General features: G+C 74.1%; 28 protein-coding genes. 13 read left to right on the top strand and 15 right to left on the bottom strand.

Annotated features, from left to right (window positions below):
- Nucleotides 1-131: 131 nt before the first annotated feature.
- Nucleotides 132-782, bottom strand: a complete 651-nt coding sequence (locus tag SM573_RS24310) for a LysE family translocator (RefSeq protein ID WP_474609535.1) — start codon at nucleotides 780-782, stop codon at nucleotides 132-134.
- Nucleotides 783-979: 197 nt separating this feature from the next.
- Here SM573_RS24310 and SM573_RS24305 point away from each other — a divergent pair, with 197 nt between their 5' ends.
- From SM573_RS24305 to SM573_RS24295, 3 genes are all read left to right on the top strand, one after another.
- Nucleotides 980-1,450 carry a DnaJ family domain-containing protein gene (locus SM573_RS24305; RefSeq protein WP_474617205.1) on the top strand — a complete coding sequence of 157 codons (471 nt, stop codon included), beginning with the start codon at nucleotides 980-982 and terminating at the stop codon, nucleotides 1,448-1,450.
- A gap of 181 nt (nucleotides 1,451-1,631) precedes the next feature.
- Nucleotides 1,632-2,186 (top strand): GNAT family N-acetyltransferase, encoded by a 555-nt coding sequence (locus tag SM573_RS24300; protein ID WP_474617149.1) that lies wholly within the window; start codon nucleotides 1,632-1,634, stop codon nucleotides 2,184-2,186.
- A gap of 144 nt (nucleotides 2,187-2,330) precedes the next feature.
- Nucleotides 2,331-2,792 carry an SgcJ/EcaC family oxidoreductase gene (locus tag SM573_RS24295; protein WP_474609537.1) on the top strand — a complete coding sequence of 154 codons (462 nt, stop codon included), beginning with the start codon at nucleotides 2,331-2,333 and terminating at the stop codon, nucleotides 2,790-2,792.
- An 18-nt stretch (nucleotides 2,793-2,810) separates the two neighbouring features.
- Here SM573_RS24295 and SM573_RS24290 read toward each other — a convergent pair whose 3' ends face one another.
- On the bottom strand, nucleotides 2,811-3,377 hold the full coding sequence (locus SM573_RS24290) for a hypothetical protein (protein WP_474617204.1): 567 nt from the start codon (nucleotides 3,375-3,377) through the stop codon (nucleotides 2,811-2,813).
- Nucleotides 3,378-3,797: 420 nt separating this feature from the next.
- Between SM573_RS24290 and SM573_RS24285 the strand changes: the two genes are divergently transcribed.
- Nucleotides 3,798-4,631: a nitroreductase/quinone reductase family protein gene (locus SM573_RS24285; RefSeq protein ID WP_474617148.1), complete on the top strand. Its 834-nt coding sequence runs from the start codon at nucleotides 3,798-3,800 to the stop codon at nucleotides 4,629-4,631.
- A gap of 50 nt (nucleotides 4,632-4,681) precedes the next feature.
- Nucleotides 4,682-5,725 carry a P1 family peptidase gene (locus SM573_RS24280; RefSeq protein ID WP_474609539.1) on the top strand — a complete coding sequence of 348 codons (1,044 nt, stop codon included), beginning with the start codon at nucleotides 4,682-4,684 and terminating at the stop codon, nucleotides 5,723-5,725.
- 17 nt (nucleotides 5,726-5,742) lie between these two features.
- Here the strand turns inward: SM573_RS24280 and SM573_RS24275 are convergent, their stop codons facing one another.
- The 3 genes from SM573_RS24275 to SM573_RS24265 all read right to left on the bottom strand — a co-directional run bounded on the left by SM573_RS24275 (nucleotide 5,743) and on the right by SM573_RS24265 (nucleotide 9,447).
- Nucleotides 5,743-6,522 (bottom strand): class I SAM-dependent methyltransferase, encoded by a 780-nt coding sequence (locus SM573_RS24275; protein ID WP_474609540.1) that lies wholly within the window; start codon nucleotides 6,520-6,522, stop codon nucleotides 5,743-5,745.
- A 49-nt stretch (nucleotides 6,523-6,571) separates the two neighbouring features.
- On the bottom strand, nucleotides 6,572-8,098 hold the full coding sequence (gene rox / locus SM573_RS24270; RefSeq protein WP_474609541.1) for a rifampin monooxygenase: 1,527 nt from the start codon (nucleotides 8,096-8,098) through the stop codon (nucleotides 6,572-6,574).
- Between the two features lie 332 nt (nucleotides 8,099-8,430).
- Complete coding sequence (locus SM573_RS24265; RefSeq protein WP_474617147.1) at nucleotides 8,431-9,447, bottom strand: hypothetical protein; 1,017 nt, start codon at nucleotides 9,445-9,447, stop codon at nucleotides 8,431-8,433.
- Nucleotides 9,448-10,051: 604 nt separating this feature from the next.
- On the opposite strand from SM573_RS24265, the gene SM573_RS24260 reads away from it, so the two are divergent.
- Nucleotides 10,052-10,612: a DUF1062 domain-containing protein gene (locus SM573_RS24260; RefSeq protein WP_474609543.1), complete on the top strand. Its 561-nt coding sequence runs from the start codon at nucleotides 10,052-10,054 to the stop codon at nucleotides 10,610-10,612.
- 438 nt (nucleotides 10,613-11,050) lie between these two features.
- Nucleotides 11,051-12,568, top strand: a complete 1,518-nt coding sequence (locus SM573_RS24255) for a hypothetical protein (RefSeq protein WP_474609544.1) — start codon at nucleotides 11,051-11,053, stop codon at nucleotides 12,566-12,568.
- 24 nt (nucleotides 12,569-12,592) lie between these two features.
- On the opposite strand, the gene SM573_RS24250 is transcribed toward SM573_RS24255, so the two are convergent.
- Both SM573_RS24250 and SM573_RS24245 read right to left on the bottom strand, forming a co-directional pair.
- Complete coding sequence (locus tag SM573_RS24250; RefSeq protein WP_474609545.1) at nucleotides 12,593-12,766, bottom strand: hypothetical protein; 174 nt, start codon at nucleotides 12,764-12,766, stop codon at nucleotides 12,593-12,595.
- A gap of 55 nt (nucleotides 12,767-12,821) precedes the next feature.
- Complete coding sequence (locus SM573_RS24245; protein WP_474617203.1) at nucleotides 12,822-13,256, bottom strand: VOC family protein; 435 nt, start codon at nucleotides 13,254-13,256, stop codon at nucleotides 12,822-12,824.
- Nucleotides 13,257-13,488: 232 nt separating this feature from the next.
- On the opposite strand from SM573_RS24245, the gene SM573_RS24240 reads away from it, so the two are divergent.
- A complete protein-coding gene (locus tag SM573_RS24240; RefSeq protein ID WP_474609547.1) occupies nucleotides 13,489-13,812 on the top strand; it encodes a RidA family protein in 324 nt (107 codons plus the stop codon).
- Between the two features lie 123 nt (nucleotides 13,813-13,935).
- Here the strand turns inward: SM573_RS24240 and SM573_RS24235 are convergent, their stop codons facing one another.
- Nucleotides 13,936-15,111, bottom strand: coding sequence for a low temperature requirement protein A (locus SM573_RS24235; RefSeq protein ID WP_474609548.1), 1,176 nt, complete (start codon nucleotides 15,109-15,111; stop codon nucleotides 13,936-13,938).
- A 176-nt stretch (nucleotides 15,112-15,287) separates the two neighbouring features.
- Complete coding sequence (locus SM573_RS24230; protein ID WP_474617146.1) at nucleotides 15,288-16,844, bottom strand: ArnT family glycosyltransferase; 1,557 nt, start codon at nucleotides 16,842-16,844, stop codon at nucleotides 15,288-15,290.
- A 180-nt stretch (nucleotides 16,845-17,024) separates the two neighbouring features.
- Between SM573_RS24230 and SM573_RS24225 the strand changes: the two genes are divergently transcribed.
- The 3 genes from SM573_RS24225 to SM573_RS24215 all read left to right on the top strand — a co-directional run bounded on the left by SM573_RS24225 (nucleotide 17,025) and on the right by SM573_RS24215 (nucleotide 18,620).
- Nucleotides 17,025-17,540 carry a DUF2087 domain-containing protein gene (locus tag SM573_RS24225; RefSeq protein WP_474609550.1) on the top strand — a complete coding sequence of 172 codons (516 nt, stop codon included), beginning with the start codon at nucleotides 17,025-17,027 and terminating at the stop codon, nucleotides 17,538-17,540.
- 61 nt (nucleotides 17,541-17,601) lie between these two features.
- The gene (locus SM573_RS24220) at nucleotides 17,602-18,102 is read left to right on the top strand and encodes a GNAT family N-acetyltransferase (protein ID WP_474609551.1); all 501 of its coding nucleotides are present in this window, start codon (nucleotides 17,602-17,604) and stop codon (nucleotides 18,100-18,102) included.
- Nucleotides 18,103-18,194: 92 nt separating this feature from the next.
- The gene (locus SM573_RS24215) at nucleotides 18,195-18,620 is read left to right on the top strand and encodes an Hsp20/alpha crystallin family protein (RefSeq protein WP_474609552.1); all 426 of its coding nucleotides are present in this window, start codon (nucleotides 18,195-18,197) and stop codon (nucleotides 18,618-18,620) included.
- Between the two features lie 62 nt (nucleotides 18,621-18,682).
- On the opposite strand, the gene SM573_RS24210 is transcribed toward SM573_RS24215, so the two are convergent.
- The gene (locus tag SM573_RS24210) at nucleotides 18,683-19,591 is read right to left on the bottom strand and encodes a LysR family transcriptional regulator (RefSeq protein ID WP_474617145.1); all 909 of its coding nucleotides are present in this window, start codon (nucleotides 19,589-19,591) and stop codon (nucleotides 18,683-18,685) included.
- Between the two features lie 70 nt (nucleotides 19,592-19,661).
- On the opposite strand from SM573_RS24210, the gene SM573_RS24205 reads away from it, so the two are divergent.
- Nucleotides 19,662-20,552: a dihydrodipicolinate synthase family protein gene (locus SM573_RS24205; protein ID WP_474617144.1), complete on the top strand. Its 891-nt coding sequence runs from the start codon at nucleotides 19,662-19,664 to the stop codon at nucleotides 20,550-20,552.
- Here SM573_RS24205 and SM573_RS24200 read toward each other — a convergent pair.
- The gene (locus SM573_RS24200) at nucleotides 20,525-21,514 is read right to left on the bottom strand and encodes a helix-turn-helix transcriptional regulator (RefSeq protein WP_474617143.1); all 990 of its coding nucleotides are present in this window, start codon (nucleotides 21,512-21,514) and stop codon (nucleotides 20,525-20,527) included. The genes SM573_RS24205 and SM573_RS24200 overlap by 28 nt on opposite strands.
- Before the next feature lie 74 nt (nucleotides 21,515-21,588).
- Between SM573_RS24200 and SM573_RS24195 the strand changes: the two genes are divergently transcribed.
- On the top strand, nucleotides 21,589-22,587 hold the full coding sequence (locus SM573_RS24195; protein WP_474609556.1) for a tyrosine-type recombinase/integrase: 999 nt from the start codon (nucleotides 21,589-21,591) through the stop codon (nucleotides 22,585-22,587).
- A gap of 83 nt (nucleotides 22,588-22,670) precedes the next feature.
- On the opposite strand, the gene SM573_RS24190 is transcribed toward SM573_RS24195, so the two are convergent.
- Genes SM573_RS24190 through SM573_RS24175 form a run of 4 tightly spaced genes read right to left on the bottom strand, consistent with a single transcriptional unit; the run spans nucleotide 22,671 to nucleotide 26,430 of the window.
- Complete coding sequence (locus SM573_RS24190; RefSeq protein ID WP_474609557.1) at nucleotides 22,671-23,042, bottom strand: VOC family protein; 372 nt, start codon at nucleotides 23,040-23,042, stop codon at nucleotides 22,671-22,673.
- 55 nt (nucleotides 23,043-23,097) lie between these two features.
- On the bottom strand, nucleotides 23,098-23,583 hold the full coding sequence (locus SM573_RS24185) for a cation:proton antiporter regulatory subunit (RefSeq protein WP_474609558.1): 486 nt from the start codon (nucleotides 23,581-23,583) through the stop codon (nucleotides 23,098-23,100).
- On the bottom strand, nucleotides 23,565-25,109 hold the full coding sequence (locus tag SM573_RS24180; protein WP_474609559.1) for a potassium/proton antiporter: 1,545 nt from the start codon (nucleotides 25,107-25,109) through the stop codon (nucleotides 23,565-23,567). The genes SM573_RS24185 and SM573_RS24180 overlap by 19 nt, the downstream gene beginning before the upstream one ends.
- Before the next feature lie 28 nt (nucleotides 25,110-25,137).
- A complete protein-coding gene (locus tag SM573_RS24175; protein ID WP_474609560.1) occupies nucleotides 25,138-26,430 on the bottom strand; it encodes an ArsB/NhaD family transporter in 1,293 nt (430 codons plus the stop codon).
- Between the last annotated feature and the right edge of the window lie 412 nt (nucleotides 26,431-26,842).

The raw sequence follows: 26,842 nt of genomic DNA, 5'->3' as shown, positions 1-26,842 counted from the left end.
TAGTGCGCGGTGGGGCGCCCGGCCGCGCGGCGGTGCCGCCTCCAGGGAGGCGGCGCGACCGCCCGGCATCGTCGGGAGGCGGCGGCGGGACCGGCTCGGTCAGGAGACGGCGGCGCGACCGCCCGGCCCGGTCAGGAGACGGCGACCGCGGCGCGGGACCGGTCGGCGGCGATGCGGACCGCCAGGGCGCCCAGCACGGTGCCCATCACCCAGCGCTGCACCCGCAGCCACGACGGCCGGCGCGCGAAGAACCCGGCGAGCGTGCCGGCCGTGAGCACGATGAGGCCGTTGACCGCCAGCGCGATGCTGATCTGGGTCAGGCCGAGCAGCAGGCTCTGCACCGCCACGTGACCGCGCTGCGGATCGATGAACTGCGGCAGCAGCGACACGTAGAGAATCGCGATCTTCGGGTTGAGCAGGTTGGTCACCAGGCCCATCGTGAACAGCCGCAGGGGCCGCTCCGGCGGCAGCGGCGCGGGAGTGAACGGCGAGGCGCCGCCCGGGCGCAGCGTCCGCCAGGCCAGCCACAGCAGGTACGCCGCGCCGGCCAGCTTCACCGCCGTGTACAGCGCCGGCACCAGCACGAACACGGTGGCCAGCCCGGCGACCGCCGTCACCAGGTAGATCCCGAACCCGGCCGCGACCCCGAGCAGCGAGATCAGCCCCGCGCGGCGCCCCTGGGTCACCGAACGGGACACCAGGTACACCATGTTCGGACCGGGCGTCAGGACCATGCCGATCGCCACCAGTGCGATTCCCACCAATGCGCCCGTACCCACCATCGACGGCCCCCCTCGTACTCGATCGACACCGTCGACCGTACGGGTCGGGCCGCCGTCGACCGAGCGCCACCCGGCCGACGGTGGCCCTCGTCCGGCGGTCTCGGGGAATTCCCGGCACGGCCCGCACGCTGTGGATACGGATCGGGCGCCGCCGCGCGCCGCGTTACGGTGGATCGGGGAGGTGACAGGTGACGAACATGTGGGAAGCGGCCGTCGAGGCCCAGATCCGCTCCGCCCAGGAGCGCGGCGAGTTCGACAACCTGCCCGGCGCGGGCAAGCCCATCCCGGGCCGGAACCTGCCCTACGACGAGTCGTGGTGGATCAAGAGCTTCATGGAGCGCGAGAAGCTCCCCGGCGATCTGCTGCTGCCGACACCACTGCAGCTGCGCCGCCGCATCGAGCGGCTGCCCGACGAGGTGCGTGACCTGCCCACCGAGGAGGCCGTACGGGCCTTCTGCGGGCACCTGAACAGCGAGGTCCTGGCCTGGCTGCGCACGCCGACCGGCCCGCGGGTCGTGGTGCGGCCGGTCAACGTCGACGAGGTGGTCCGCCGCTGGCGCGAGCAGCGCCGTGCCGCGTCGCCCGCCCCGGTCGCGCCGGCCACCACCCTGGCCGAGCATGCGCCGCGGCGCACCTGGTGGCCGTGGCGCCGCCGCTCGGCCGCCTGACCGCCCCTCCCGCCGGCCCCTCGGCCGGGTGAGCGCCGCCGCCGGCCGCGCGACCGCCTGAAGGCGTCGCTGCGTCGCCTCGGCCGCGTGCGCGTCGCCGTACGGTTGCCGGTCCTCCTGGCCGGTGTGGCCGCGGGCGGCCCCGGGCGCCGGCGCTGTGGCGGCGGGGCAGACTGGGCCAGTGTCGATCATCCTCCGGGCACCGGCGACGGCGTCCGCACCGGAACTGGTCCTGCGACCCTGGCGCGACGACGACCAGGACGCGTTGCTGGCCGCCCACCGGGACCCGGTGCTGCGGCGCTGGACCCGACACCCGGTGACCACCCCGACTGAGGCGGGCCGCTGGCTCGCCCGGGCGCGCGAGGGCTGGCAGCGCGGTGACTGGTTGACCTTCGCCGTGCACGAGCCGGACCCGGACGGCGGTGAGCGGCTGGTGGCGAACGTGGTGCTGAAGAACGTCACGCCGGGGCGGCCGGACGCCGAGGTCGGTTACTGGACGGCGGCGGCCGCGCGCGGGCGGGGCATCGCCGGCCGGGCCGTCGACGCGGTCAGCCGCTGGGCGTTCGCCCGCTTCGCCGCCGCCGGCCTGAGCCGGCTGGAACTGCTGCACCAGATCGACAACCCGGCCTCCTGCCGGGTCGCCGAGAAGGCGGGCTTCCGGTTCGTGGAGGTGCTGCCGGCCCGGCCACCGTTTCCCCGTGACGGGCACCGGCACGTACGCCGTCCGGCAGCCTGACGGCAGGCGGGCGCGCGGGCCTCGGTGTGCTCGTGACGGATGCGGGGATGACGACCGTGGCCGTGCCTGGACGACGTCGGACCGACCGCGACCGGCCGGCCCGACGGGCGACGCGTCGGGGGCCGGGCTGGCAGGATGGGCGGCATGGCTGAGGCGACTGAGGCCGTACGGCAGCTGTACGAGGACCTGTTGACCGCCTGGAACGACCGCGACGCCCGCCGGTACGCCGCGCTGTTCGCCGACGACGGCGCGCTGATCGGCTTCGACGGCGGCCAGGTCGACGCGTCCGAGGTGGAGGCCCACCTCACGCCGATCTTCGCGGACCACCCCACCGCCGCGTACGTCTGGAAGGTGCGGGAGATCCGCCCGCTCGGCGCCGACGTCGTGCTGCTGCGCGCGCGGGTCGGGATGATCCCGCCCGGTCAGGCCGACCCCAACCCGGCGGTGAACGCGGTGCAGTCGCTCGTCGCGGTCCGGCGCGACGGCGGGTGGCGCGTCGCTCTGTTCCAGAACACGCCGGCCCAGTACCACGGGCGCCCCGACCTGGCCGACGCGCACACGTCGGAGATGCGCGACGCCGCGGGCGCGGCCGCTCCACGCGGCTGAGCCCGGCAGCCGGGTTCCTCAGGCGAGAGCGGCCCGCCAGCTCCAGGAGGTGCGGCGGGGGTGTTCGGGCAGCTCACCGCGGCCGGTCAGCCAGCGCAGCACCTGCGGCGGCGGGCCGGCCGGGGCGTCCGGGAAGAGCCGGTCGACGGCCGCGGCGCACAGGTCGGCGGGGGGCTCCCACGGCACGCCGAGCCCGTCGGCGATGTCCCCGGTGTGCAGCAGCGTCTCGGTCACCCCCATCGCGGCGAAGCCGGCCGGGTCGCACGGCCCGTAGTGCCACGCGCGGGCGGCCGGCCCGGCCGTGTCGACGGCGGCGGCGAGCAGGCCGGCGCACGCGGTGGCCACCGTCAGCACCTCGCGGGGGCTCGCGGTGGCGCGGATCCGCAGGTCGAAGGGGAGGTACCCGTCGGTGGGCCGGCCGGTGACCTGCCCGGCGTACGCCAGCAGGTCGTGCGCGACGTGCGCGGCGGTCGTCCAGCAGCTCCACTCCAGGCCGCCGGCGGGCACGCTCCAGTCGCGACCGGCGTACGGCTCGAGCACCCGGACCATCTCGCCGGCCGCCCGCAGAACGTCGCGCCCGTTCATCCCCGCCATGCCCCGACCTTGGCAGCGGGGCCCCTCGGGCACAAGCCGGTCCCCCTCGGTGTCGCGGGTCGGGGTGCGCCCGCGGGCCCGCCGCCCGGTGCGCCCCGCGGGCGGCCGACATCGGGGTGCCTTCCCCGCACCGTCCGGTAATCCCGCTCCGGGATGCGGGTGTCGGTAACGGCGTTGCCGCCGGCCGGGCGCGGCACTAGGGTCGTACGCGTGACTGCCGGGTCGGCCATGGGCCACGAGCGAGTGAGGCACCCGGCCGCGGAGTGACCGCCCGGCGGGCCCGCGGCCCGCCGTCCTCCGTCCCGCGCCCACCTCACGCACGACCGCTGCCGTCGTGCTCTCCCTTTTCCGTCGCGGACGCCGCCGCCGGCGTCGCGCGTTCCGTGCTGTCCAGATCCAGAAAGTGGAGCATTGCCGAACGACTTCAACCAACAGATCATCGACGAGTTCCGCGCCAACGCGGGCCGGGTCGGCGGCCCGTTCGAGGGTGGACGACTGATCCTGCTCACCACCACCGGCGCGCGCTCCGGCGCGCCGCACACCACCCCGCTGGCCTACCTGCCCGACACGGGCGGCCGGATCCTCGTCATCGCCTCGGCCGGCGGCGCGCCCCGGCATCCGGACTGGCTCCACAACGTCCTCGCCGACCCGCGGGTCACCGTCGAGGACGGCATCTTCACCTACCCGGCCCGCGCGACCGTCCTGTCCGGCACCGAACGCGACGAGGTGTTCGCCCGCGCGGTCGAGGCGGATCCCGGCTGGGCCGCGTACCAGGCGAAGACCAGCCGGGTCCTTCCCGTGGTCGCGCTGACGCGGATCGGCGGCGGGCCGCCCGAGGCGCCGTCGTGGGGCGCGGCGCTCGTCCGGATCCACGACGCGTTCCGCCGGGAGCTGGAGTTGATCCGTCGGGAGGTGGCCGCCACCGGCCCCCGCCTCGGCGCCCAACTGCGGGTGAACTGCCTCGTCGTCTGTCAGGGCCTGCACCTGCACCACAGCCACGAGGACGGGGGCATGTTCGTCGGCCTCGCGGCGCAGCGCCCGGAACTCGCGCCGACGCTGGACCGGCTCCGGGCCGAACACGTCCGGGTGTCGGCGCTGATCGACCAGCTCCAGACAGTGCTGGGTGACGGTGCCGCCGACCCGACGGACGTACGCCGGCGGGTCGACCAGCTCACCGACGAGCTCGAACGACACCTGGCGTACGAGGAGGAGCAGCTGGTGCCGATCCTCGACGCGATGGCCTGACCCACCCCGCCCGCCGAGCCCCGCGCCGCGTCGACCAGGACAGGAGCACCATGGACCAGCCACCCCGCCGCGCCCGCGACCTCGGTGTCGTCATCGGCGCGCTGCCACCCGGGCGGCACAACGCGATCACCGACGTGCCGGGGGTGCTCGTGGGACACACCACCATCGACGACGGGGCCGACCTGCACACCGGCGTCACGGCGATCGTGCCGAGCCAGCTCGGCCCGCGGCGGTGGACCCTCCCCGCGGCCGTGTACCGCGGCAACGGCTACGGCAAGCTCGTCGGCTCGACGCAGGTGGACGAACTCGGCGTGCTGGAGTCGCCGATCGTCCTGACGGCCACGCTGTCGGTGTTCCGGGCCGCGGACGCGCTGCTGACATATCTCATGCGACGACGGCCGGACGGGGTGTCGTTCAACCCGCTGGTGGGCGAGACCAACGACGGTCACCTGTCCGACATCCGGCGGCGGCCGGTGACCGAGGAGCACGTGCTCGACGCGATCGACCGGGCGGCGGACGGGCCGGCGGCGGAGGGCTGCGTCGGCGCGGGAACCGGCACGACGGCACTGGGCTACAAGGCGGGCATCGGCACCTCGTCCCGGCTCGTGCCGGTCGGGGACGGGCCGGTGACCGTCGGCGCCCTCACCCAGTCGAACTTCGGGGGAGTGCTCACCGCGGCGGGCGTGCCGCTGCCCGTGGCGGAGCTGATCCCCGAGGCCGACCGCGCCGAACCGCCCGGCAACTCGTGCATGATCGTGGTGGCCACGGACGCCCCGCTGGACGCCCGCCAGCTCGGCCGCCTCGCCCGCCGCGCCATCTTCGCGATGGGCCGCGTGGGCGCGTCGTACAGCAACGGCAGCGGCGACTACGCGATCGCGTTCAGCACGGCCCGATCGGACCAGCCGGTGATACCCGACGCGCAGCTCAACCCGCTCTTCACCGCCGTCCTGGACACGGTCGAGGAAGCGCTGCTCAACTCGCTCTTCACCGCCACGACCACTCGTGGGGTCGGCGGTCGCGTCCGCCATGCCGTGCCGCACGACGCGGCGGTGCGGCGCCTGGCGGCGGCCGGCCGGCTGGCCCGGCCCGCCTGACGCGCCGCGGCGGCACCTCAGAGCCGTCGCACGCGCAGCACACAGGTCCGCATCGGGAGGGTGAACTCACCGTCCGCCGTCTCGGGTCTGCTCGCGAGGAAGGCGCGGATCCGGCCGAGCGTGTCCGCTCGTTCCCGTTCTGGCATGACCAACATCCCGGCCCTCGTGGCGAGCGTCGCCACGAGGGAGTCGGCGGTGCGGCGCTGCCCGTGCGGGAACTCGGCCTGCTCCGGCGAGCCGAACCGGGCGGCCCCGCCGGTCCTCGGCACGTGCATGTCCGCCGTCTCGACGCGCCAACCGGCGGGGGTGTCGCGCGGGCCGACGACCGCGCTCCCGGCGGCCCGCGCGAGCCCGGCGACCCAGCCGACCGTGTCGTCCATGACGTTCCACAGGCCGGCCAGGACGCCGCCCGGCGCCAGCACCCGGGCGATCTCCGGGCCCGCCACGGCCATGTCGAACCAGTGCAGGGCGTTGCCGGCCAGCACGGCGTCGACGGACGCATCCGGCAGCGGGATCGCCTCGGCGCTACCCGCGAGTGCGCGGACCCGCGGCAGCGTGCGGCGCAGCTCGGTCAGCATCGCCGGGTCCGGTTCGACCGCGGTGACGTCGGCGTCTACCGAGGCCAGCGTGGCGGTCAGCTTGCCGGTCCCCGCGCCGAGGTCGAGCACCCGCCGGCCGGGCGCCGGCTCGAGCGCCCAGCGCACCGCCGCCCGCGCGTAGTCCGGGCGGTGCTCGGCGTACGCGGTGGCCGCCGCGCCGAACGACGAGGAGTGGCGCAGCCGTTCGTCCTCTTCCACACGCCCACCCTAGGTGGATGTCTGGCTTCGTTGCAGTGGCGAGGCCGGATCAGGTGGGCCTGCCGAACCAGCGGGAGAGGTGCTCGTCCAGGTCCTGTTGGTCGTCGCCGATCCAGGCGACGTGGCCGTCGGGGCGTAGCAGGACGCACGGGGCGTCCAGTGCCACGGTGGGATCCGCGAGGTGATCGACCCGGTCCGACCAGCCGCCGACGGTCAGGCGTTCGGTGCGGTCCAGCAGCAGGCCGCGGCCGCGATGCAGCAGGTCGTAGAGGTGGCCCTGTTTCACGTCGACGTCGCGCAGGCGGCGGCCGAGCAGGTCGGGGCCTGCGCCGAGGTCGTAGCGGACGCCGATCCCGGTGATCTTCTCGATCAGGAAGCGGTTCACCTCGTCGAAGTCCATCAGCTCGGTGAGCAGTCTGCGTAGGGCCCGCGGGCCCGGTCCGGTGGACAGCAGCTCCGTCTGGGCGCGGGTGTTCTCCAGCACGTCCCAGGCGACCGGTCGGCGTTCGGCCTCGTAGGTGTCCAGCAGCGCCTCCGGCGCCCAGCCGCGAACCTGTGCGGCCAGCTTCCAGCCGAGGTTCACCGCATCCTGGACGCCCAGGTTGAGGCCCTGCCCGCCGATGGGTGGGTGGATGTGCGCCGCGTCGCCGGCCAGCAGCACCCGCCCGACCCGGTATCGGTCGGCCAGCCGGGTGGCGTCCCCGAAGCGGGACAACCAGCGCGGGGAGTGCACGCCGAAGTCGGTTCCGGCGATGGCGCGCAACTGCCGTCGGAAATCCTCGATCGTGGGCGGCTCCGCACGATCGCTGACTCCGGCGGCGGGCACCACGACGCGATAGACCCCGACGCCCGCGGGGCCGACGCTGAACCGCCGGTCGGTCGCGCGGATCTCGGCCATCCTGGCGGCGACCTCCTCCTGCGGCACGCCCACCTCCATCTCGCCCATCAGCGTCTCGGTGCGCGCGGGCTCGCCGGGGAAGCCGACGCCGAGCAGCTTGCGCACCGTGCTGCGCGCGCCGTCGCAGCCGACGAGATAGCGCGACCGCAGCTGTTCCCCGTCGGCCAGCGTCACCGTCACACCGTCGTCGTCCTGCGCGACGCCGGTCACCGCTCGGCCGCGCCGGACCTGCGCACCCAGCGCGATCGCGTGTTCCTCGAGCAGCTGGACGATGACCGGTTGCGGGATGCCGAGCAGATAGGCGTACGCGGAATCCAGGCCCTCGGGCGCGGGTTTGTCGATGGCGGCGAAGAACCCGGCGGCCGGACGCCGGCGTCCATGTTCGAGGATGCGTTCCAGCAGCCCGCGCATCGCCATCAGCTCGATGCTGCGAATGTGTAGACCGACTATCCGGACGTGCGACACGGGCTCGGTGTCCTTCTCCAGGACGAGTACCCGCACGTCGTGCAGCCGCAGCTCGGCGGCCAGCATGGCGCCGGTCGGCCCGCAACCGGCAATGATCACGTCGAACGGGAGGGCCGTCCGATCGCGGCCGGCGGCGGGCGACGGGAGTCGGGGGACGTCGCGCTCGACCGTGTCGCCGGACGGCGGCTCGGCGGTGAACTGCTGAGGGTGCATAGGTGTCGCCCTTTCGGGAGTGCCTGGTGGCGAGGCGCTCCCGGCGACACCTACGTCGATCGCCCGACCGTGACGCGAAGGGGGAGCACCCACATCGATGCAACGTTCATGGGTCTCACCTCCTCGGGCGGTGTCACGGGCACCTGCACGTTACGAGCCTGCCCACCATCTGGTCCACTCCTTTCCCTGCCGGAGGATCACGACCCCGAACGGGCGGATCTCGGTGACGGCTGCGGCAGAACAGCCACCGCTCGGCGCCGTCCGTCAACGGCAGCGCAGCAGCGCTGGTGAGACGGATCGGATACGCGCCGGCTGAGAACGAGCCGTCATCACTACCCGTGGCTCGGGTTGCCCGGCCCGCGCGGTGGGGACTGGTCGCGTGTGGGGGGCGAGGCCACCGTTCCCGCGAGTCGGTCGACACCGAAGCCGCTGATCAGAAGGCGTTCCTTGCGGTTGCCGGTGAGGAGTTGACTCCAGTCGACGAGGCCGCCGTCGGCGACCTCCAGGTGCTGGTCTTCGACATCGGCATAGATCTTGAAGCAGATGCCCGTGTAGTAGCCGCGCCCGGTCGTTCGCTCGGCATCCTCGACCACGGCAACGCCTGGAAGCGTGGCGAGGTCTTGACGTAGCCGCTCGATGACCAAGCGGCTCGCGTCGTCGAGGCAGGTGAGCTGGATCCGGGTGCGGCGGGCTCCGGCGGCGGCCAGCGCCCGGGTAGCGAACCGCAAGTGTTCGGTGAGATGCCGGTGTTCGAAGGATCGGTTGCCGGTATCCCGTCCCGCGGTCACCACGCCGAATATCTGGAAGTGAGCCAGCATCCCGGGGCCGTCGAAGTGCTGTGCACGAGCCACACGCTGGCTGGCCGCCAGCCGCACCGGCACCTCTGAACGGGGATCTGCGGCCAGGGCCAGGGCGCGCCGCACGGACGCCTCCAGGGCCAATGCGTTCGTCGGGTCGGCGGCAACCTCGCTTCCGCGAACCGTTGCGATCACCTTGCGCGGGTCGACGGTCGCGACGGCTGAATGGGCTGCCAGAGGCAGGACCGGGGCAAGCACGAGCATCTCGAAGTCGTCGGGCAACGCGGATATCAAGGCGTCCTCGGCGCGGCGCAGTGCGGCGACGCTGATCGGTGCCGGTGTGACGAACCGGTCGCTGCGGTAGCGGCGCATCACCTCTGCCGGCGAGAGCCGGTCGGCTCTGCGCCGGAACACCTCGAGCAGCAGGGTGGTCAGGTCGCTGCCAGACATACCGTCGGCCAGTAGGTCCAGCAGCTCCGAGCGATGGCTTCGCAGGATTCGCCGCAGTGCTGGATTGGCGGGGATGTCCCGATCGGGACCGTCAGCCGTCATGTGTAGGGAGTATCGCCGGACGGGCTTCGGCACGACGAGGCAATATCTGGCGCGTCGACGGCACGCCACCGCAGCCCCGGGGTGTTCGACGGGGGCACTTCGGTCACCACCGCCGACTCGCGGCACCCCGACCGGCGAGGGCAACGCCGGAGAGCCCTCGCGCCTCTGTTGGCGGCGACGTGGTCCGCACACGATCCGGATCGGGGATTGAGCGCGGCAGGCTCGGATTATCGGAATATCGGCAATGGCAATTCAATAATAAGGCCCGGGTTATTCGGACATAACGCCCCAGCACCATAATCACTGTTATGTGCGCCCGCCGCCTCATGGCGGGTTACGAAACCGAGCGGCCGTGGACGCCCCGGAAAACCGTTTGAGCGGTGCCGGCGGGCTCCCGTAGGTTGCCTGCACCCGTAGCCGTGAGGACAGAGGACAAGATCGCGTGACCCCGCCTGCCCTGTAGACCTGACACCTTCTTCCGCTCATCCGTGGCCGACGCTCCCGTCGGCTCCGCCGGGCTGCCCCCGTGCGCCCGGGCCTACAGCGTGTGAGGCCCCGCGTAATCGGCCTCGTGTCAGGTCTACAGAGATCAGGTCTCGAGATCATGTCTTCACGACCCCATGTCGTGCTGCCCTGGGTCGTTCGTCGGACCAGGCTGCCCCTGCTGTCGTTGCGCTGCGTCGACTGCGGGTCGGCGTCGGCCACCACCGGCGACGGCAGGTTCCGCGTCAACGCCAACCGCAAACTGCTGGACGTGTGGCTGCTGGTCCGCTGCGTGTCCTGCGACCGGACGAGCAAGCTCACCGTGCACGAGCGAACGCCGGTCAGTGCCCTCGACCCGGTCGAGCTCGACGGCTACCGCGACAACGATCCCGCACTGGTGGCCGCCAGACTGCTGGATCCGCTGCTGGCCCGGCGCAACCGCTTCGCCCTGGACTGGACGGGGGCGTGGCGGCTGGACGCCCCGCCGGCACCGCTCGACGAGCCGTGGCCGGTCCGGGTGGAGGTGGCGTTCGACGACCCGGTGCCGGTGCGCCCGGAACGGCTCATCGCGCACGGGCTCGGGTTCAGCAGGAACGAGGTACTGCGGCGGATCAAGTGCGACATTCCGCTGCGCCGTCGGACCAGCGCCGGATTCCCGTTCACCGTGCTGGCTGGGGACTAGCGGCGGTGTGGCGGCGGCGGGCCGGGCGTCCGCCGCCGCCACACCGGTACCGCCCACCCGGGCGGGCCGCCCGACCGGCGGGAGGGGCTAGTCCGCGCGGGTCCAGGCGGGCGCGATTCGCGTCTCGCGGAAGCGCCAGCCCGCGGGCGTGCGTACGGCGGTGCGGGCCGGCTTCAGGCCGCCCGCCTCGTGTGGCGCCTGGCCGTCGCGGGTTGACGAACACGAGCGAGTTCGCCGAGGCGTTCGCCTTCGACGTCCTTGGCGTGACCAACAATTAGTGGTCGCGGTCACCGCCGTCCCGCACCGGTGGAGGTGGTAATAGGTAGGGACTTCCCCGATTCGTTCCGCCCGCCGCCGGCCTACGGTCAGGGGGTCCCGCGGTGTCCCGTCGCGGCAGGCCCGAGGACGAGCCCCGGCGCCGGCCACAGGGGAGGTGCCATGTCCTGGTCTGCTCGTCGCCGGACGGCCGGCGCGCGATCCGCCGGTCGCGCGTGGGCCCGGACGGCCGTCGCCGCGTGCGGCGTCCTGGCGCTGGTCGGCTGCGGGTCGGCCGCCGGCCCCCGGCCGCAGCCGGTGTCGCCGGAGCTGGAGGCCCGCTACGGGCAGGCGCCGGCGGAGAAGCCGACCGGTCTGACGTACCAGCCGGACGTGGTCGTGGTGGGCGGGGGCGCCGCCGCCGTCCGCTCGGTGAGCGGCGACGGACTGATCTGGACGGTGGACGCGGGCGCGCGCGGCGTCGACGCGCTCGACGTCGGCGACGTCATGTTCCTGACCTCGCGCGCGGTCGGGCGGGTCGCCACCCGGGAGATCCGGGGCGGGAACGTGGTCGTCTCGCTGGCGCCGGTGCAACTGCAGGAGGTCGTCCGGGACGGCCGCATCGCGGTCAGCACCGGGATCGGCCCGGAGGACATCGACGCCGGCCGGGTCACCATCCAGGAGGTGCCCGGGATGCCGGGCCCCGTCGGCACGCCGGGTGCGGGGGAGAGCGACCTGCGCCCGGTGCGCGCCACGTCCGCTCACGCCGCCACGACCGTCCTCGCCGGCGGCCGCGTCGCCGGATCGGCGTCGGCGCGTCAGCCCGCGCCCGGGGAGCTGCCGCCGCCGGCCAAGGGCAAGCTACGGGCGACCATCGGTGCCTGGCAGGTGGCCGCCGCGCTCGACGGGGCCGGGTTGAGCCTGTCGCTGCTGCACAACCGCCACGAAAACCTCAGGTTCGGGGCGGACGTCACGCTCGGCTTCACGAACCTTCGCTTCGACACCGACATCTCGCTGCGCGACGGTCGCCTCGCCGCCCACACCGGCACCGCGGTACGCGGCATCGACTCGTTGACCGTCAAGGTCCAGGCCGGCCTCGGCGCCACCGACGGCAACGCGAAGCTCCGGCTGGAGGTGCCGTTCGACCTGCTCAACAAGCCCGTCGTGGTGGGCGGCGTACCGATGATGCTGATCGCCAAGGGCAAGGTCATCGTCCAGACGGCGCTGGCCGGCCTGCACACCACCATCAGCGCCGCCGGCACCTGGGGGCTCTCCGGCGCGATCGGCGTCGCCAGCGGGGCGGGGCTGACGCCCGCGTTCTCCACCATCCGGCCGATGCTCGACTCGATCAGCGGAATCGCGCTGGCCGGCGCCGGTCTCGTCATCTCGCCGGAGTTCCGGTTCCTCGTCGGCTTCGGGATCCCCGGCGCCGCCGCCGGGCCGTACGTCAAGTTCCGGGCCAGCGTCGGCGTGGCCAACGGCTCCGCCCTCGGCGCGCCGCTGGTCCGCTGCCGCCGGGTCGACGTGGTCCTCAAGGCGGGCACCGGGGTCGGGCTCAACATCAGCGGGGAACTTGCCGAGCTGATCAGCGGGCTCCTGCCCGGCCGGCCCACGATGAAGCTCGACCTCGAGGCCGAGGTGCTGCGGACCATCAAGCAGGCGACGCAGACCATCCCGGACGTGCCGCTCTGCGTTTCCTAGCCGCCGGCCTCCGGCCGGCGACGCTCACGTCGGTCCCGATCCGCCCTGGCCGGACTGCTCGTCCAGCATGTGCCTGGCGTACCAGTCCGGCCAGTCCGGGTCGGCGTGCCCGAGCTCCTGCTCGTACCGGCCGTGCGCGTCCGCGGCGCGCCGCAGCGCGGCCGCCAGATCTGCCGCCGAGTCGTAGGTGGCGCTCATGTGGATCCTCCTCCTCTGCGGGCGCCGCTCCGACGCCCGGCACGCTCCGGCCCGGTCACCGCCCGGGCAGCCGGGTGGTGATCTCCTGGAGGTACCAGCCGTTGCCGTCCGGGTCGCTGAAGGAGGCGAACGAGGCGTAGCTCTTGCGGTCGGGAGCCGGGCCGAGGACGCGCGCCTCGAGTCCGGCGTGGTGGAAGCCTCCGCCCGCGTCGTGGAACACCTCGCTCACGTCCACGCCGCGGCCGGCCAGCTCGGCCCGGGCCGCCTCGATGTCGTCCACCACCAGGTGCAGGCCCTGCGTCGCGCCCGGCGCGGCCGAGGTGATGCCGCTGCCGAAGATGATCGAGCACGCCGATCCGGGCGGGGTCAGCTGCACCACGCGGAAGTCGCCGTCGGCGAAGTCGGCGTCCTCCCGCCAGCCGAGGGAGGCGTAGAAGTTCTTGGCCCGGTCAACGTCAGTGACCGGCAGCACGATCACCTCGAGCTTCATGTCCACCCGCCGGCTCCTTCCCCGATGAAGGCCCCTGGTCGGTCGGCGGGCCTTCCCCCTGGCGCCATCTTCGGCCACCGGCGGCGGGGATTCGCCCGGAATCCGCAGATCGCCGCGGTTCCGGTCGGGGCCACCGCCGGGCGTACCCCGTGACGAGGCCCTTCCCGGCGCCGGTCGGCCGCGGCCGTACGCCGACAAGGGGTGTTGGTGGGAACCGCCCAGGGGCCAGAACTTGATCTGCCGCACCCTGTACTGCTCCGGACAGACCGCGATAGGCGGCGACGGCAAGCCCCAGCATGACGGTGACATGGCCGCACAGTTGGCGTTGAGCCTCGACAACCTGGAGGCCGTCCTCGGCGAGGCCGGCATGTCCCTGGCGAACCTCATCCGCCTCAACGTCTACACCACCGACGTCGACCTGCTGTTCCCGCACTACGGCGTGCTCGCGTCGCGGTTGGGCGCCGCCGGGGTGGCGCCGACCACCACGATGCTCGGGGTGACACGGCTGGCCGTCCCCGGCCAGATGGTCGAACTCGAGGGAACCGCCGTCGCGTGATGCGACCTCGCCGCCGCTGCTGCTCGTGCCGGTTCGACCGGCACGAGCAGCAGGCAGGGAGATGATCTGCGGCGCTCGGCGTTCCGGCGGGTGTTCGACACCGGCCGACGGGGACGGGCGGCCTCAGCCCGGACGGGGCGCCGGCCGTCGCCACCGGACGACCACGATGTCGCTGAGCACGACGCCCACCAGCACGAGGGTGGCCGCGAGGGAGACCGTCACCGGCGGCCATCCGCCCGCCCAGGGCGCGAGGGCGGCCAGCACGGGCAACCAGAGCAGCCGGCGCCACGGCACGCCCTCCTTGACGCGGTAGGTGAACAGCGCCCGGCCGGCGATGAACAGCGCGGGACCGCCCAGGGCCAGGGCGAGCTGGCGTGGCGACGTCTCCCCGGTCGGTTGGACGATGAGGCGGTCGAAGGCGGCGGCGACGCAGACCACGCCCGCCAGCAGCACCATGTGGGTGTACGGGGCGATCCGGGTCGCCCGGGAGAGCAGGCGCCGGGACGTGATCTGGAGGATGTAGCCGGCGCGGTGCACGTAGATCTGCCAGAGCAGCAGCATCGTCACGATGGCGGTGAGGAAGGCTATCAGCTTCGGGGCGGCGAAGTCCGAGGTGCTGATCTTCAGGGTCGGCACCAGGATGATGTCGCCGAGAGCCAGGATGACGAACTGCTGGTACCGCTCGCCGAGGTGCGGGGTCGTCCTCTCGAACTGGTCGAGTGGCACCCGACCGAGCCACGGGGTCGGGTAGCGCGCCGCGGCCGACACGTAGTCGATGGCCACCGCCGCGGCCCAGAGCGGCCAGTGCGGCTCGCCGGGCGGTAGCGCCCCGACGATCCAGAACACCCCGGAGACCGCGAACCAGAAGAAGAACCGGGCCGCCCGCTCCTGGGCCTTGTGCCGGTGCCGGTGCAGGGCGCCGACCAGGATCACGCCGCGCACCAGGTGCGGTGCCACGTACGCCACCGCGAAGATCAGCGCGTGCCCGCTCCCGGCTCCCGGCAGCGCGGCGGCCGCCACGACGGCGCCCAGCATCGTCACCATGAGGACGGTCTGGATGGGTCGCTGCTCCGGGTCGTAGAAGTCGGTGGTGACCGACGTGACCGACCACGTCCACCAGATGGCCATGAGCAGCAGCAGGCAGTGCCCGGTGTCCGCCCAGGTGCGCTCCTCGGCGACCAGCATGGAGACCAGCGCGAGGGCGGCCACGAACACCACGTCGAAGAGCAGTTCCAGCAGCGTGGCCCGGTTGGAGGCGTCCGGCCGGCGCACCAGCCCGGCGGCGTCTCCGGTCGTCATGCCGGCCTCCCGCCGTCGCTGTCCCGCCCGGTCGCAGGGCGGACGGCGCCTCACCGTCCACTGCCCGTGCGGCGCCCTCACGTGGCGCGGGAGGCCGCACGTTCCCCCCGATTATCGGCAGCCCGGTGGCAGCGGGCCGCCGCTTCGGCGATATCACGGCCGCGGTCGCGGCCCGGTCAACCGGCGTGGCGTACCTCGGTCTGCCAGATCTCGGCCCACGGCCGCCGCAGGCCCGTGCAGACCCAGATGGGGCCGCCGTTCTCGTCGTTGTCCACCTCGACGCCCTGGTCGACGCGGCCGGCGAGGGTCACGTCACGGAACCACGCCCGCAGCTGGTCGGGGTGGTCCCAGCCGACGGCGATCGCCACGTCGGCGTCCGCCGGCGGCTGGCCGAAGTCGGCCATGCTGTTGTGACCGGAGTAGGCGGGCGGCAGCCGACGGGCCGGCCCGAAGCGGGCGACGGCCCCGGCCTCGCCGTAGTTGGCGGTGAGGATCACCGCCCGCTGGCGCTGCTGGTCGGGCAGCGCCCGGTGCACCGCGGCGAGCGAGTCGGCGAACTCGGGCCAGCCGATCGTCTCGCCGGCGTCGTAGTTGACCTCGACGACGAAGCCGGGCAGCCGGTCGGCGGGCAGGGTCGGCAGCAGCAGCACGCCATTGGGCGCGACGAACAGCAGCGTGCCGAGCACCAGCAGGCCGCGTCGCGCCAGGACCGCGCCACGGCTGGCCCAGGCGACGGTGAGCACGGCCCCGGCGCCGGCGAGCACCAGCAGCAGCGGCGCGTCGTAGTAGCCCTTGCCGCCGGCGACCAGGACGACACCGACGACCACCAGCCAGGTCCATGCCAACGCCCGGTACGCCCGCCACGCGGGCCGGCGCAGCAGCGCCACCAGCCCCGCGATCCAGATCGGCACGGCGTACGGGCTCACGATGACGAACTGGAGGACGAGCGCGTCGAGGCGCCCGCTGTAGGAACTGTCGCCGTCGGAGATGGCGGCGGCGACGGACAGCTGCGGAAAGCCGTGGGCGGCCTGCCAGATCAGGGTGGGCGCGGCGAGCAGCAGCGCGAGGCCCGCCGCGGCGAGCACCCACCGGTCGCGCAGCAGCCGGCGTGGCCCGGCGATCGCCACGCCGGCCACCAGCCCGGCGGCGAGCAGCGCGGGCAGCAGCTTGTTGAGCATGCCCACGCCGATCGCGAGCCCGATGCCGAGCGCCCATCGGGTGTCGCCCGTGCGCAGCATCCGCGCCGCGCACAGGGCCACGAGCAGCCACACCAGCATGTCGACGGTGGTGGTGCTGAGCAGGTGGGCGCTGGCGAGCACCAGGCCGGACGTGCCGGCGAGGAATGCCGCGAACATCTGCGCGCCGCGCCCGGCGCCGAGCTCGCGGGCGATCGCGGCGACGAGCAGCACGCAGCCGCCGCCGATCAGCGCCGACGGGGCGCGCAGCGCCACGAGGTTGCCGGGCGCGACGGTGTCGAGCAGCCGGGCCAGGGCGGGAACCAGTGGGCCCTGGTCGACGTAGCCCCAGTCGAGGTGCCGGCCGCAGAGCAGGAAGTACAACTCGTCGCGGTGGTAGCCGTAGCGACCGGCGAGGGCCAGCAGCACGGCCGTCACCGCGCCGGCGACCAACCAGGGGCCACGGGCTCGGGGGCCGGGGAGGGGCGGGTCGGTGGCCGGGGTGGGCGTGCCGCGGTCGGCGCGCTCCACGTCGGCAACGGATTCGGGCACGTCCATATCATGGCCGCCGGGGCGCACCGGCGGTACCCCGGCGGCCCGGGACCGACCGGACGGCCCATCGGGCGGGTCATGCGTTCCGCGGCGGCCGGGGGGTCGCACCGGCCGCGTCGGCCGGTGAGTGGGGGACACGCGAAATCGTGTGGCGTGGGCCTCGGGGGCGCTGGCAGGGTGTCCGGCATGACCGCACACGCGCTGGCCGGGGCGCTGGCCGACGACGCACGCCGACGGGCCTTCGCGGCGATCGTGCTGGGCGCGACCGACACGGCGCAGGTCGCCGCGCGCACCGGCCTGCCGGCTCGGGAGGCGGTGACGGCGGTGCGCCGGCTCACCGAGGCCGGGCTGGTCGCCGACTCCGGCGGCACGCTCGCGATCGACGACGGACGCCTGCGCGAGCTGGCCCGCGTCCCGCGCCCCGACCGGCCCGCCGAGAGTCGTGAGGAGACGGTGTTGCGGACGTTCGTGCGCGACGGTGTGCTGGTGGGGCTGCCGGCGCAGCGCGGGCGGCGGCGGATCGTGCTGGAGCACATCGCGCGGCGGTCGTTCACGCCGGACACCTCCTATTCGGAGCGGGCGGTGAACGACGCGCTGCGCCCCTGGTGCGCCGACGGCGGCTCGGATCACGTCACGCTGCGCCGGTACCTGGTGGACGAGCTGCTGCTCACCCGCGACCAGGGCATCTACCGCCGGGTCTGAGGGCCAGCCGGCGGGGCGGCGCTGCCGGAAAACGGTTTGCCCCGGTGGGGACGATCAGCGGGTGACCACGGGTAGCCGATCGGCCTGGTGCGCGGCTCCGGCGCACCCCGACCACCCCGACGCGGCGACGCTGCTGCGGGAGTACATCACGGAGATGGTGGAGCGTTACCACCGTCGCCCCGCACGGCCCGGCGAGGTCGACGCCGCCCTGGTCGAGTCGCCCAGCGACGATCTGGTGCCGCCGACCGGGGTGCTGTTCCTGGCCCGCTGCGACGGCCGTCTCGCCGGCTGCGCCGGGCTGCGGTTGCGGCCGGGCTGGGCCGAGCTGACCCGGGTGTACGTCCGCGCCGGGCATCGTGGCCGCGGCGGCGGCGCGGCGCTGCTGGCGGTCGCCGAGGCGTACGCGCGCGACGCCGGTGCCGACCGGGTGCGCCTGGACACCCGCGGCGACCTGGTCGAGGCGCGCGCCCTCTACGCCCGCCACGGGTACCGGGAGATTCCGGCGTACTCGCAGGCCAGGTACGCCGAGCACTGGTTCGAGAAGGTGCTGCCCTCCGGTTGACGACGGCGCCGGGTCGCGCTATCACAGAAAAGGAAGTTGAGTCATCCCGACTCAACTTAGACCTTGGGACAGGAGAACCGAGGAGACAGACCATGTTGATGCGTACCGACCCGTTCCGTGAGATCGACCGGCTCGCCGAGCAGTTCTTCGGCACCACCGCCCGCCCGGGCGTCATGCACATGGACGCCTACCGCGACGGCGACCACTTCTACGCCGCGTTCGACCTGCCCGGTGTCGACCCGGAGAGCATCGACTGCACCGTCGAGCGCAACGTGCTGACCGTACGCGCCGAGCGACGCCGGCCCACCGACGACAAGGTCGAGCTGGTGGCCGCCGAGCGGCCGATGGGGGTCTTCACCCGGCAGCTCTTCCTCGGCGACACCCTCGACGCCGACCACCTCGAGGCGGGCTACGAGAACGGCGTGCTCACGCTGCGGATCCCCGTGGCGGAGCGGGCCAGGCCGCGCCGGGTGCCGGTCGCCGTGGCCGGCAACGGCCGCAAGCAGATCAACGCCTGACCGGGCGATCGGGGCGGAACGGCCGGCGAGGCCGCGCCGCCCCGGTCGCGTCCGTCCACCGGTCACCGCGCCAGGAACGCCTCGGCGGCGGCGCGGACGGCGCCGACGAACGCGGCGACCGCCGGGTGCGCCGCCGCGCCCCGGCGGTAGGCGACACGGGTGCGCCGACGGGTCGGCAGCGGGACCAGCCGCACCCCGTCGGGCGGCCGGACGGCGCCCAGCTGCGGCACCAGCGACACGCCCTGGCCGGCCGCGACCAGGGCGAGCACCGCGGCGAAGTCGTCGGCGCGGTGCCGCACCCGGGGCGTGAACCCGGCGCCGCGGCAGACGTGCAGGGTGACCGTGTGGCACAGGGTGCCCGGCGTGGCCATGATCCAGTCGGCGTCGCGCGCCACGCCGAGGGGATCGTCCACCCCGGACCGGGACCCGACGCCGGACGGCTCCGGCAGGGCCAGGAAGACCGTCTCGTCCAGCAGCGGCATGGTATCCAGCGACGGGTCGGGCTCGACCGGCACCACGTCGTAGTCGTGCAGCAGACCGACGTCGAGGCGCCGCTCGCGCAGCGCGTCGGGCACCGCCACCGGGTCCAGCTCGGTGACGGCCAGCTCCAACCCGGGGTGCTCCCGGCCCAGCGCCACCAGGGCCGCCGGCAGCAGCGTACGGACGGCCGTGGGGAAGGCGCCGATGCGCAGCGGCCCGGTCAGGCCGGTCGCCACCGCGGCGAGCGCGGCCGTGGTCTGTTCCAGTGCGGCCAGGACGGTCTCGGCGTGCGCGACGAGCACCCGGCCGGCGGTGGTGAGGGCGACCCGGCGCCCGGTGCGTTCGAGCAGCGCCACGCCGGCCTCGCGCTCCAGGGCGGACAGCTGCTGGGAGACCGCCGACGGGGTGTAGGTGTGGGCCTGGGCGACGGCGGCGATGGTGCCCAGCCGGGACAGGTCGTGGAGCAGGCGCAGCCGGCGCACGTCGAGCATCAGCTCAGCTTACGCACCAGGCAAGCAACGTGAACTGGACCTTACGCTTCTGCTACCGGAGGCTGAGGCCATGACGTTCTCCGGTGTGTACGTACCGTTGATCACCCCGTTCGACGCCACCGGCGCGGTCGCCCGCGACGCGCTGGAGTCGCTCGGGCGAGAGGTGCTGGACGCCGGCGCGGCGGGTCTGGTGGCACTCGGCACCACCGCCGAGCCGACCTCCCTCGACCCGGCCGAGCAGCGCGCGGTGGTCGATCTCCTCGCCCGCGTCTGCCGGGAACGCGACGCCCCGCTGCTGGTCGGGGCGAGCACGGCCGGGGCGCTGGCCGCGCTGCGCGGCCGAGCCGAGGTGAGCGCCGCGCTCAGCCTGGTGCCGCCGTTCGTCCGCCCCGGCGAGGCGGGGGTGGTGGCCCACTTCGCGGCGCTCGCCGCCACCAGCCCGGTGCCGCTGGTGGTCTACCACGTGCCCCACCGCACCGCGCAGCCGCTCACGGTCGACACCCTGCGCCGGCTCGCCGCGCTCACCGGCGTGGTGGGTGTCAAGCTCGCCGTCGGCGCGGTCGACGCCGACACCGTACGGCTGCTGGCCGACCCGCCGCCCGGCTTCGCGGTGCTCGGCGGCGACGACGCGGTGATCTCCCCGCTGCTCGCGCTCGGCGCGCACGGCGGCATCCTGGCCTCCGCGCACCTCGCCACCGCCGGCTTCGTCGACCTGGTCGCCGCGTGGCGGGCCGGGGACGTCGCGCGGGCCCGGTCGCTCGGCCACCGGCTGGCCGGCCTGTCGGCCGCGCTGTTCGCCGCGCCGAACCCCAGCGTCGTCAAGGCCGTCCTGCACGCCCAGGGGCGGATCCCGACCCCCGCGGTGCGGCTGCCGCTGCTGCCTCCGGATGAGGCGATGGTACGGGCGGCGCTGGCCGCCCTGCGCCACGCCGATCAGCAGGAGCGGTCGCCCGCGGGATAGAGCGCGGCCAGCCGCTGGGCGGTGGCGGTGAACCGCTCCCGCAGCTCGGGCGGGTCGAGCACCTCCACGTCGGCGCCCAGCTTCAGCAGCTCGATGTGGCCGTGCTTCACCGACTCGATCGGCACCGTGGTGAGCAGCCAGCCGTCCGCGTCCGGCTCACCGGCGGCCGCCCGGGCCGCCCGGCTCATCGCCGGTGGGAAGACGAACGGCATCAGCTCCAGCGCCCCAGCCGTCATCCGCACCCGGGCCTGCGCGCGGTAGACCCCCTGCTCGTAGCGGTCGGCGTGCTCCTGCCAGCAGCGCGCCAGGTCGAAGTCGGGCGGCCGGTCGACCGGCTCGTCCAGCACGGCCAGCTCCAGGATCGCGCCGACCCGGTAGGTGCGCACCTGACCGTCGACGGCACCGACGAGATACCACCGCCCGGCCTTGAGCACGAGGCCGAGTGGGTCGAGCATCCGCGTCACCTCCCGCGGCGCCCGCCACCGCCGGTAGCGCACCCGCACACGACGGTCGGCCCAGACCGCCTCGGCCAGCGCGGACAGGTGCGGGGTGGGCTCGGGCTCCCGGAACCAGGTCGGCGCGTCGAGGTGGAAGCGCTCGCGGATGCGCCCGCCCCGGTCGGCCAGCTCGCCCGGCAACGCGGCTCGCACCTTCAGCTCGGCGGTCGCCAGCACGGACCCGAGCCCCAGCTCGGCGGCCGGGCCGGGCACTCCGGCCAGGAAGAGCGCCTCCGCCTCGGCCGGGGTCATCCCGGTCAGCCGGGTGCGGTAGCCGTCCATCAGCCGGTAGCCGCCGGCCGGGCCGCGCTCGGCGTAGACGGGCACACCGGAGGCGCCCAGCGCCTCCACGTCCCGGTAGACCGTCCGGACCGACACCTCCAGCGCCCCGGCGAGCTCCTGCGCGGACATCCGGCCGCGCGTCTGCAGGAGCAGCAGCAGGGACACCAGGCGACTCGCACGCACCGCTCGACCGTAGCGGCAATCCGTTCGGGCGCGCCTTCCCATTCTGCCCACCCGAACCTGAGAACCTTTTTCACATGGTTTCCTCCGAGGCCCCGGCGCTCGCCCGCCCGTCGCACCACCCCGCACTGCCCGCCGGTCCCGTCGAGTTCACGGAGGCGTGGCTGCACAACCGCCGGTTGTCGGCCCACACGCGCGACGCGTACCGGCGGGACATCGCCGGTTGGCTCGGCTGGTGCGGCGACCGTGGCCTGGACCCGCTGCGGGCGACCTTCCTGGACGTCAACGAGTACGCCCGTGCGCTGGAGTCGACCCGCAACACCCGGACGGGGCGTCCCCTCACCCCGGCGTCCGTGGCGCGCAAGCTCTCCGCGCTGTCGAGCTGGTACGACTTCCTGGCGAAGCTGCGGGCCGTCGACGCGAACCCGGTCACGGGCGCCGACCGCCCCCGCGTGGACCGCGACTACTCGGCCACCGTCGGTCTGACCCCGGACGAGGTGGACGCGCTACTGGCCGCGGCGGAGGCGGAGACCGGCCCCACGGCGGTGCGCAACCGGGCGGCGATCGCCCTGCTGGCCGACCTCGGACTGCGGGTGGGGGAGCTGGTCTCGCTGGACGTCACCGACCTCGGCACCGAGCGGGGGCACCGCAGCGTCCGCTTCGTCGGCAAGGGCGGGAAGCCGCGGCGTCGGGCCCTCACCCCCGGCACCGCGTACGCCGTCGACGCCTACCTCGCGCAGCGTGCCGCGACCGCGGGCGTGCCGGTGGCCGAGCTGACCGGACCGCTGCTCGTCACCGCGACCGGCGCGAGGCTGGACCGGCACGCGGTGTTCCGCCTGGTGCGCCGGCTGGCGCGCACGGCCGGGATCCCGGCCTGGGCGAGGCTGTCCCCGCACTCGCTGCGGCACGCGTTCGCCACCACTGCGCGCGCCGAAGGGGTGCCGCTGGAGGACGTGCAGGACGCGATGGGGCACGCCGACCCCCGCACCACCCGCCGCTACGACCGGGACCGGCACAACCTCGACCGCGATCCCGCGTACGTCATCTGGGCGGCCCGGTCGCGTCGCCGCGGCTGACCCGACCCGGCCGAGGCCGCCGCCGGCGGGCCGGGCACCGCCGCCGGCGGGCGCGGCGCCCCGCCGGCGGCGGCGATCTCCGGTCAGTCCTGCGGGCGGGGGCAGATGCAGAACGGCTGGCCGATCGGGTCGATGAGCACCACCCACCGCCCGTCACCGGGCTGGAAGTCCGGCCTCGTCGCACCCGCGGCCACGAACTCCTTCTCGGCCCGCGCTAGGTCGTCGACGTAGAGGTCGAGGTGGTAGCGCTTGCCGGCGGTGGCGTCGGGCCACGACGGCGCGCGGTACCCCTCGACCAGCCCGAAGCCGATGCTCACGCCGCCCCCGCTGAGCATCGCGTACTCGGGCTGGCTGTGCGTGATCTCCCAGCCGAGGACCCGGTGGTAGAAGGCGGCGTGCGCGGCGGGGTCGGAGCTGTCGAGGTTGACCATGGCGAGGTCGGCTGTCGTTGTCATGCCGGCAGCCTGCCGCAGGTACCTGACATCCTGTGTCAGGTACCTGCGGCGGTGTTCACGGCTGGTCGGGGACGAGCCGGCTGCTCAGCGCGCCGACACCGGCCGAGGTGCCCGCGACCACCAAGGCGTCGCCGTGCGTGACCCGATGCTCGGGCCCGGGGGCCGTCGCCGTGTGCCCGTCGGAGAGCACCGCGACCACGGTCACGCCCCGCAGGTCCGCGACGATCTCCCCAAGGGTGCGGCCGACGTGCGGCGAGGCGGCCGTGACCGGCACGACGGCCACCGTCAGCGACCCGGCCCTGCGTTCCAGCTCGGGCACGTGCTCCAGGGTCGCGACCGGGTGCAGCAGTTCCCCCAGCTCCCGCGCCTCGGCGACGGTCAACGTGAGCGACCGCTCCACCGTGTCCGGGTCGCCGGGCGTGTAGAGGACGAGGTCGCGCCGGCCACCGCGGCGGCAGACGACCCCCAGGCGCTGCCCCTCGGCCGTCTTCAGGGTGTAGCTGACACCGATTCCGGGCAGCGTCACGCGTTCGATGTGCACTGTCGCCTCCTGTCGGGTCGGGTGGCGGGTTCAGGGTGCCCGGTCTCGCCGAACCAGCCGGCCAGGCGGCCGGCGCGGGCGACGGCCCGCAGCCGCCGTTCGGTGGCGTCCCGCACGGGCGGTGTGGTGAGCACGACGAGCTGGTCCCCGACGCGCAGCCGCGTGTGCTCGTCGGGGACGAACGTGTCCGGGCCGCGCACCACGAGCGTGGTCGCGGCCGGCGGCGGCAGCCGCAACTCCGCCAGGTACACGCCCTGCAAACGGGAACCGGGATCCACGGTGACGTGGATCAGGTCCGCGTCCATCGCGTCCAGCGGTGCGAGCTCCACCTGGAGGTCCGGCCCGACGCCGTGCGGCGTGAGCCGCAGCCGCCGGGCCAGCCAGGGCAGCGCCGGCGCCTGGATGACGGTGAACACCACGACGAGCAGGAACACGATGTTGAACACCTGCTCGCTGCCGGGGGCGCCCGCCACCACCGGGATGGTGGCCAGCACGATCGGCACCGCCCCGCGCAGCCCCGCCCAGGAGAGGAACGCCTGCTCCCGCAGCGGCACCCGGAACGCGGCGAGCGACGCCAGCACCGACGCCGGCCGGGCGACCAGCAGCAGGGCCGCGCCGACCACCAGCGCGGGCACCACGCTCGAGGGCAGTTCGCTCGGCGTGACCAGCAGCCCGAGCATGACGAACAGCCCGATCTGGGCGATCCAGCCGAGCCCTTCGGCCACGGAGCGGGTGGCCCGCCGGTGCGGCAGCCCGGCGTTGCCGAGCACCAGCCCGGCCAGGTAGGCGGCCAGGAAGCCGCTGGTCTGGGTCAGCCCGGCCACGGCGTACGCGAGCACACCGCAGCCCACGATCGCGATCGGGTAGAGGCCGGAGGTGGGCAGGGTGATCCGGCGCAGCAGCCACACCCCGACCACGCCGATGAGCAGGCCGATCGCGCCGCCCCCGGCGAGCTGGACGAGCATCGCGACCAGCAGCGGCAGCGGCTCGACCGCCGCCAGGCTGGTGGCGCTGAACGTGAGCACCAGGATGAACGTCGGGGCGTCGTTGAGACCGGACTCGGCCTCGACGAGGCTGGTCAGCCTCTTGGGCAGCGGCACGGACCGCAGCACCGAGAAGACGGCGGCGGCGTCGGTGGAGGACACGATCGCGCCGAGGAGCAGCGCCGTCCGCCAGCCGACGTCCAGCAGCAGGTACGCCGCGGCGGCGGTGACCGCCACGCTCACCAGCACGCCGAGCGTGGCGAGCACGGTCGCGGGCGCCAGCACCGGCCGGACGTCGCGCACGTCGGTGGTGAGGCCGCCCTCGACGAGGATGACCGCGAGCGCCGCCAGGCCCAGGGCCTGGGCCAGGGCGGCGTCGTCGAAGGGCAGGCCGAGCCCGTCCTGCCCGAGCAGCAGACCCACGCCGAGGTACGCCAGCAGGACGGGCATGCCGAGCCGGGTGGCGAGTCGGGCCGCGGCGACGCTGACCAGGATGACGCCGGTGCCCACGGCGAGGACGACGTACAACTCCGTGAGCGTCATCGCGGCCCCCTCCCGCCGGCGGTCCGCCTCACGCGAAGTAGCGCAGCCACACGTACCCCCAGGCGATCAGGGTGGTCAGCACGGTGGTGGCGATGCCGTAGCGGGTGAACCGCCAGAAGCTGATCGGTTCGCCCGCGCGGGCGGCGATGCCCAACACGACGATGTTGGCGCTGGCCGCGACGGCCGTGCCGTTGCCGCTCAGGTCGGCGCCGAGGGCGAAGGACCACCACAGGGCCTGCCCGGTGTGCGGGTCCGCCTCGGCGACGATGTTCTCCACGATCGGCGCCATCGTCGCCGTGTACGGGATGTTGTCGAAGAAGGCGCCCAGGACCGCCGACCCGAAGATGAGGCTTGTCGCGCCGGCGAACCAGCTGTCGCCGACGGCGCTGGTCGCCCACTGCCCGACCTGCTCGATGACGCCGGTCTCGGTCAGCCCGGCGACCATCACGAACAGGCCGAGGAAGAACACGAGGGTCGACCACTCGACCTCGGCCAGGTACCTCGCGGTCTCGACGCGGGTGACCAGGACCATCAGGCCGGCACCGACGAGGGCGACGATCGCCACGTCGACGCCGGTCACGGTGTGCAGGCCGAACCCGACCATCACGAGGGCGAGCACGACCAGGCTGCGGGTCAGCATGGCCGGGTCGGTGATGGCGGCGCGCGCGTCCATGTCGCGGACGGCCTCGAACCGCTCCGGGTGGTACTCGAACGACCGGCGGAACATGATCCGCGCCAGCACGAGGAAGGCCAGGAACATCAGCACGGCGACCGGCGCCATGTGCACCAGGAAGTCGTTGAAGCTGAGCCCGGCGCGGCTGCCGATGATGATGTTCGGGGGGTCGCCGATGAGGGTCGAGGCGCCCGCGATGTTCGACGCCAGCACCTCGGCGATCAGGTACGGGACGGCGGAGATGCCGAGCCGGCGGCAGACCGAGATGGTGATCGGGGCGACCAGCATGACCGTCGTGACGTTGTCCAGGAACGGCGAGGCGACGCCGGTGATCGCGACGAGGAGCAGCATCAGCCGGTAGGGCCGGCCCTGTGAGCGCTGCGCCGCCCAGATGGCGAGGAACTCGAACACGCCGGTCTGTTTGATCACGCCGACGATGATCATCATTCCGAGGAGCAGGAAGATGACGTCCCAGTCGATGCCGGCATGGTGGCCGTAGAAGACCTCGGAGCCCGGCACCAGGTTGAGCAGGGCCATCAGGCCCGCGGCTCCCAGCACCACCGCCACCCGGTTGATCTTCTCGGTGGCGATGAACAGGAACGCCACCGCGAAGATCACGGTGGCGGCGATGGCGGGCCAGGCACTCACGGGCGCCCGCCCGGCGGGCCGTGCTCAGCGCCGGGACGCGCCTGGGCGGCTGCGGGCGGACGCGCCGCCGGTACGGGCCGTTTCTGTCCGGAGATCACGGTTTCCTCCACGGGGTCGACCACCGGGCCCTCCCCGGCGGGCTCGGGACCACCGGGGAGGGCCGTGGGGGTGGTGCGGGGTGAGGGCCGCAGGTCGGGTCGGCCCCGGTGCCAGTTCATCCCGCCGAGGCCGCCCCCGGGCATCGGGTCTGACACCCATTTGCCGCCGGTGGCGGCCCGCAAATCCGGGTATCCGTCGCTCGCGCGGGTTCGGCCGTCGCCGTCGCCGCGTGGCATGCTGGCCCTGGCCTGCCCGTACTGGCGGCTCCGGCGACGGGGCGGCGCGGCGGGCGGGGGCAGGTGGGGTGTGCCAC

The organism is Micromonospora xinjiangensis (genome assembly GCF_056150165.1).
Note: the sequence above shows the minus strand (reverse complement) of the source record. Positions and strands in the feature narration are given on the sequence as shown.

What these genes read in the sequence shown, in the direction of transcription:
- rox (WP_474609541.1), bottom strand. Translation starts at nt 8,098, where the DNA reads ATGCACCCTCAGCAGTTCACCGCCGAGCCGCCGTCCGGCGACACGGTC.
- SM573_RS24195 (WP_474609556.1), top strand. Translation starts at nt 21,589, where the DNA reads ATGGTTTCCTCCGAGGCCCCGGCGCTCGCCCGCCCGTCGCACCACCCC.
- SM573_RS24305 (WP_474617205.1), top strand. Translation starts at nt 980, where the DNA reads ATGTGGGAAGCGGCCGTCGAGGCCCAGATCCGCTCCGCCCAGGAGCGC.
- SM573_RS24230 (WP_474617146.1), bottom strand. Translation starts at nt 16,844, where the DNA reads ATGGACGTGCCCGAATCCGTTGCCGACGTGGAGCGCGCCGACCGCGGC.
- SM573_RS24215 (WP_474609552.1), top strand. Translation starts at nt 18,195, where the DNA reads ATGTTGATGCGTACCGACCCGTTCCGTGAGATCGACCGGCTCGCCGAG.
- SM573_RS24265 (WP_474617147.1), bottom strand. Translation starts at nt 9,447, where the DNA reads ATGACGGCTGACGGTCCCGATCGGGACATCCCCGCCAATCCAGCACTG.
- SM573_RS24245 (WP_474617203.1), bottom strand. Translation starts at nt 13,256, where the DNA reads ATGAAGCTCGAGGTGATCGTGCTGCCGGTCACTGACGTTGACCGGGCC.
- SM573_RS24290 (WP_474617204.1), bottom strand. Translation starts at nt 3,377, where the DNA reads ATGAACGGGCGCGACGTTCTGCGGGCGGCCGGCGAGATGGTCCGGGTG.
- SM573_RS24180 (WP_474609559.1), bottom strand. Translation starts at nt 25,109, where the DNA reads ATGACGCTCACGGAGTTGTACGTCGTCCTCGCCGTGGGCACCGGCGTC.
- SM573_RS24205 (WP_474617144.1), top strand. Translation starts at nt 19,662, where the DNA reads ATGACGTTCTCCGGTGTGTACGTACCGTTGATCACCCCGTTCGACGCC.
- SM573_RS24295 (WP_474609537.1), top strand. Translation starts at nt 2,331, where the DNA reads ATGGCTGAGGCGACTGAGGCCGTACGGCAGCTGTACGAGGACCTGTTG.
- SM573_RS24255 (WP_474609544.1), top strand. Translation starts at nt 11,051, where the DNA reads ATGTCCTGGTCTGCTCGTCGCCGGACGGCCGGCGCGCGATCCGCCGGT.
- SM573_RS24280 (WP_474609539.1), top strand. Translation starts at nt 4,682, where the DNA reads ATGGACCAGCCACCCCGCCGCGCCCGCGACCTCGGTGTCGTCATCGGC.
- SM573_RS24260 (WP_474609543.1), top strand. Translation starts at nt 10,052, where the DNA reads ATGTCTTCACGACCCCATGTCGTGCTGCCCTGGGTCGTTCGTCGGACC.
- SM573_RS24210 (WP_474617145.1), bottom strand. Translation starts at nt 19,591, where the DNA reads ATGCTCGACGTGCGCCGGCTGCGCCTGCTCCACGACCTGTCCCGGCTG.
- SM573_RS24235 (WP_474609548.1), bottom strand. Translation starts at nt 15,111, where the DNA reads ATGACGACCGGAGACGCCGCCGGGCTGGTGCGCCGGCCGGACGCCTCC.
- SM573_RS24190 (WP_474609557.1), bottom strand. Translation starts at nt 23,042, where the DNA reads ATGACAACGACAGCCGACCTCGCCATGGTCAACCTCGACAGCTCCGAC.
- SM573_RS24310 (WP_474609535.1), bottom strand. Translation starts at nt 782, where the DNA reads ATGGTGGGTACGGGCGCATTGGTGGGAATCGCACTGGTGGCGATCGGC.
- SM573_RS24225 (WP_474609550.1), top strand. Translation starts at nt 17,025, where the DNA reads ATGACCGCACACGCGCTGGCCGGGGCGCTGGCCGACGACGCACGCCGA.
- SM573_RS24250 (WP_474609545.1), bottom strand. Translation starts at nt 12,766, where the DNA reads ATGAGCGCCACCTACGACTCGGCGGCAGATCTGGCGGCCGCGCTGCGG.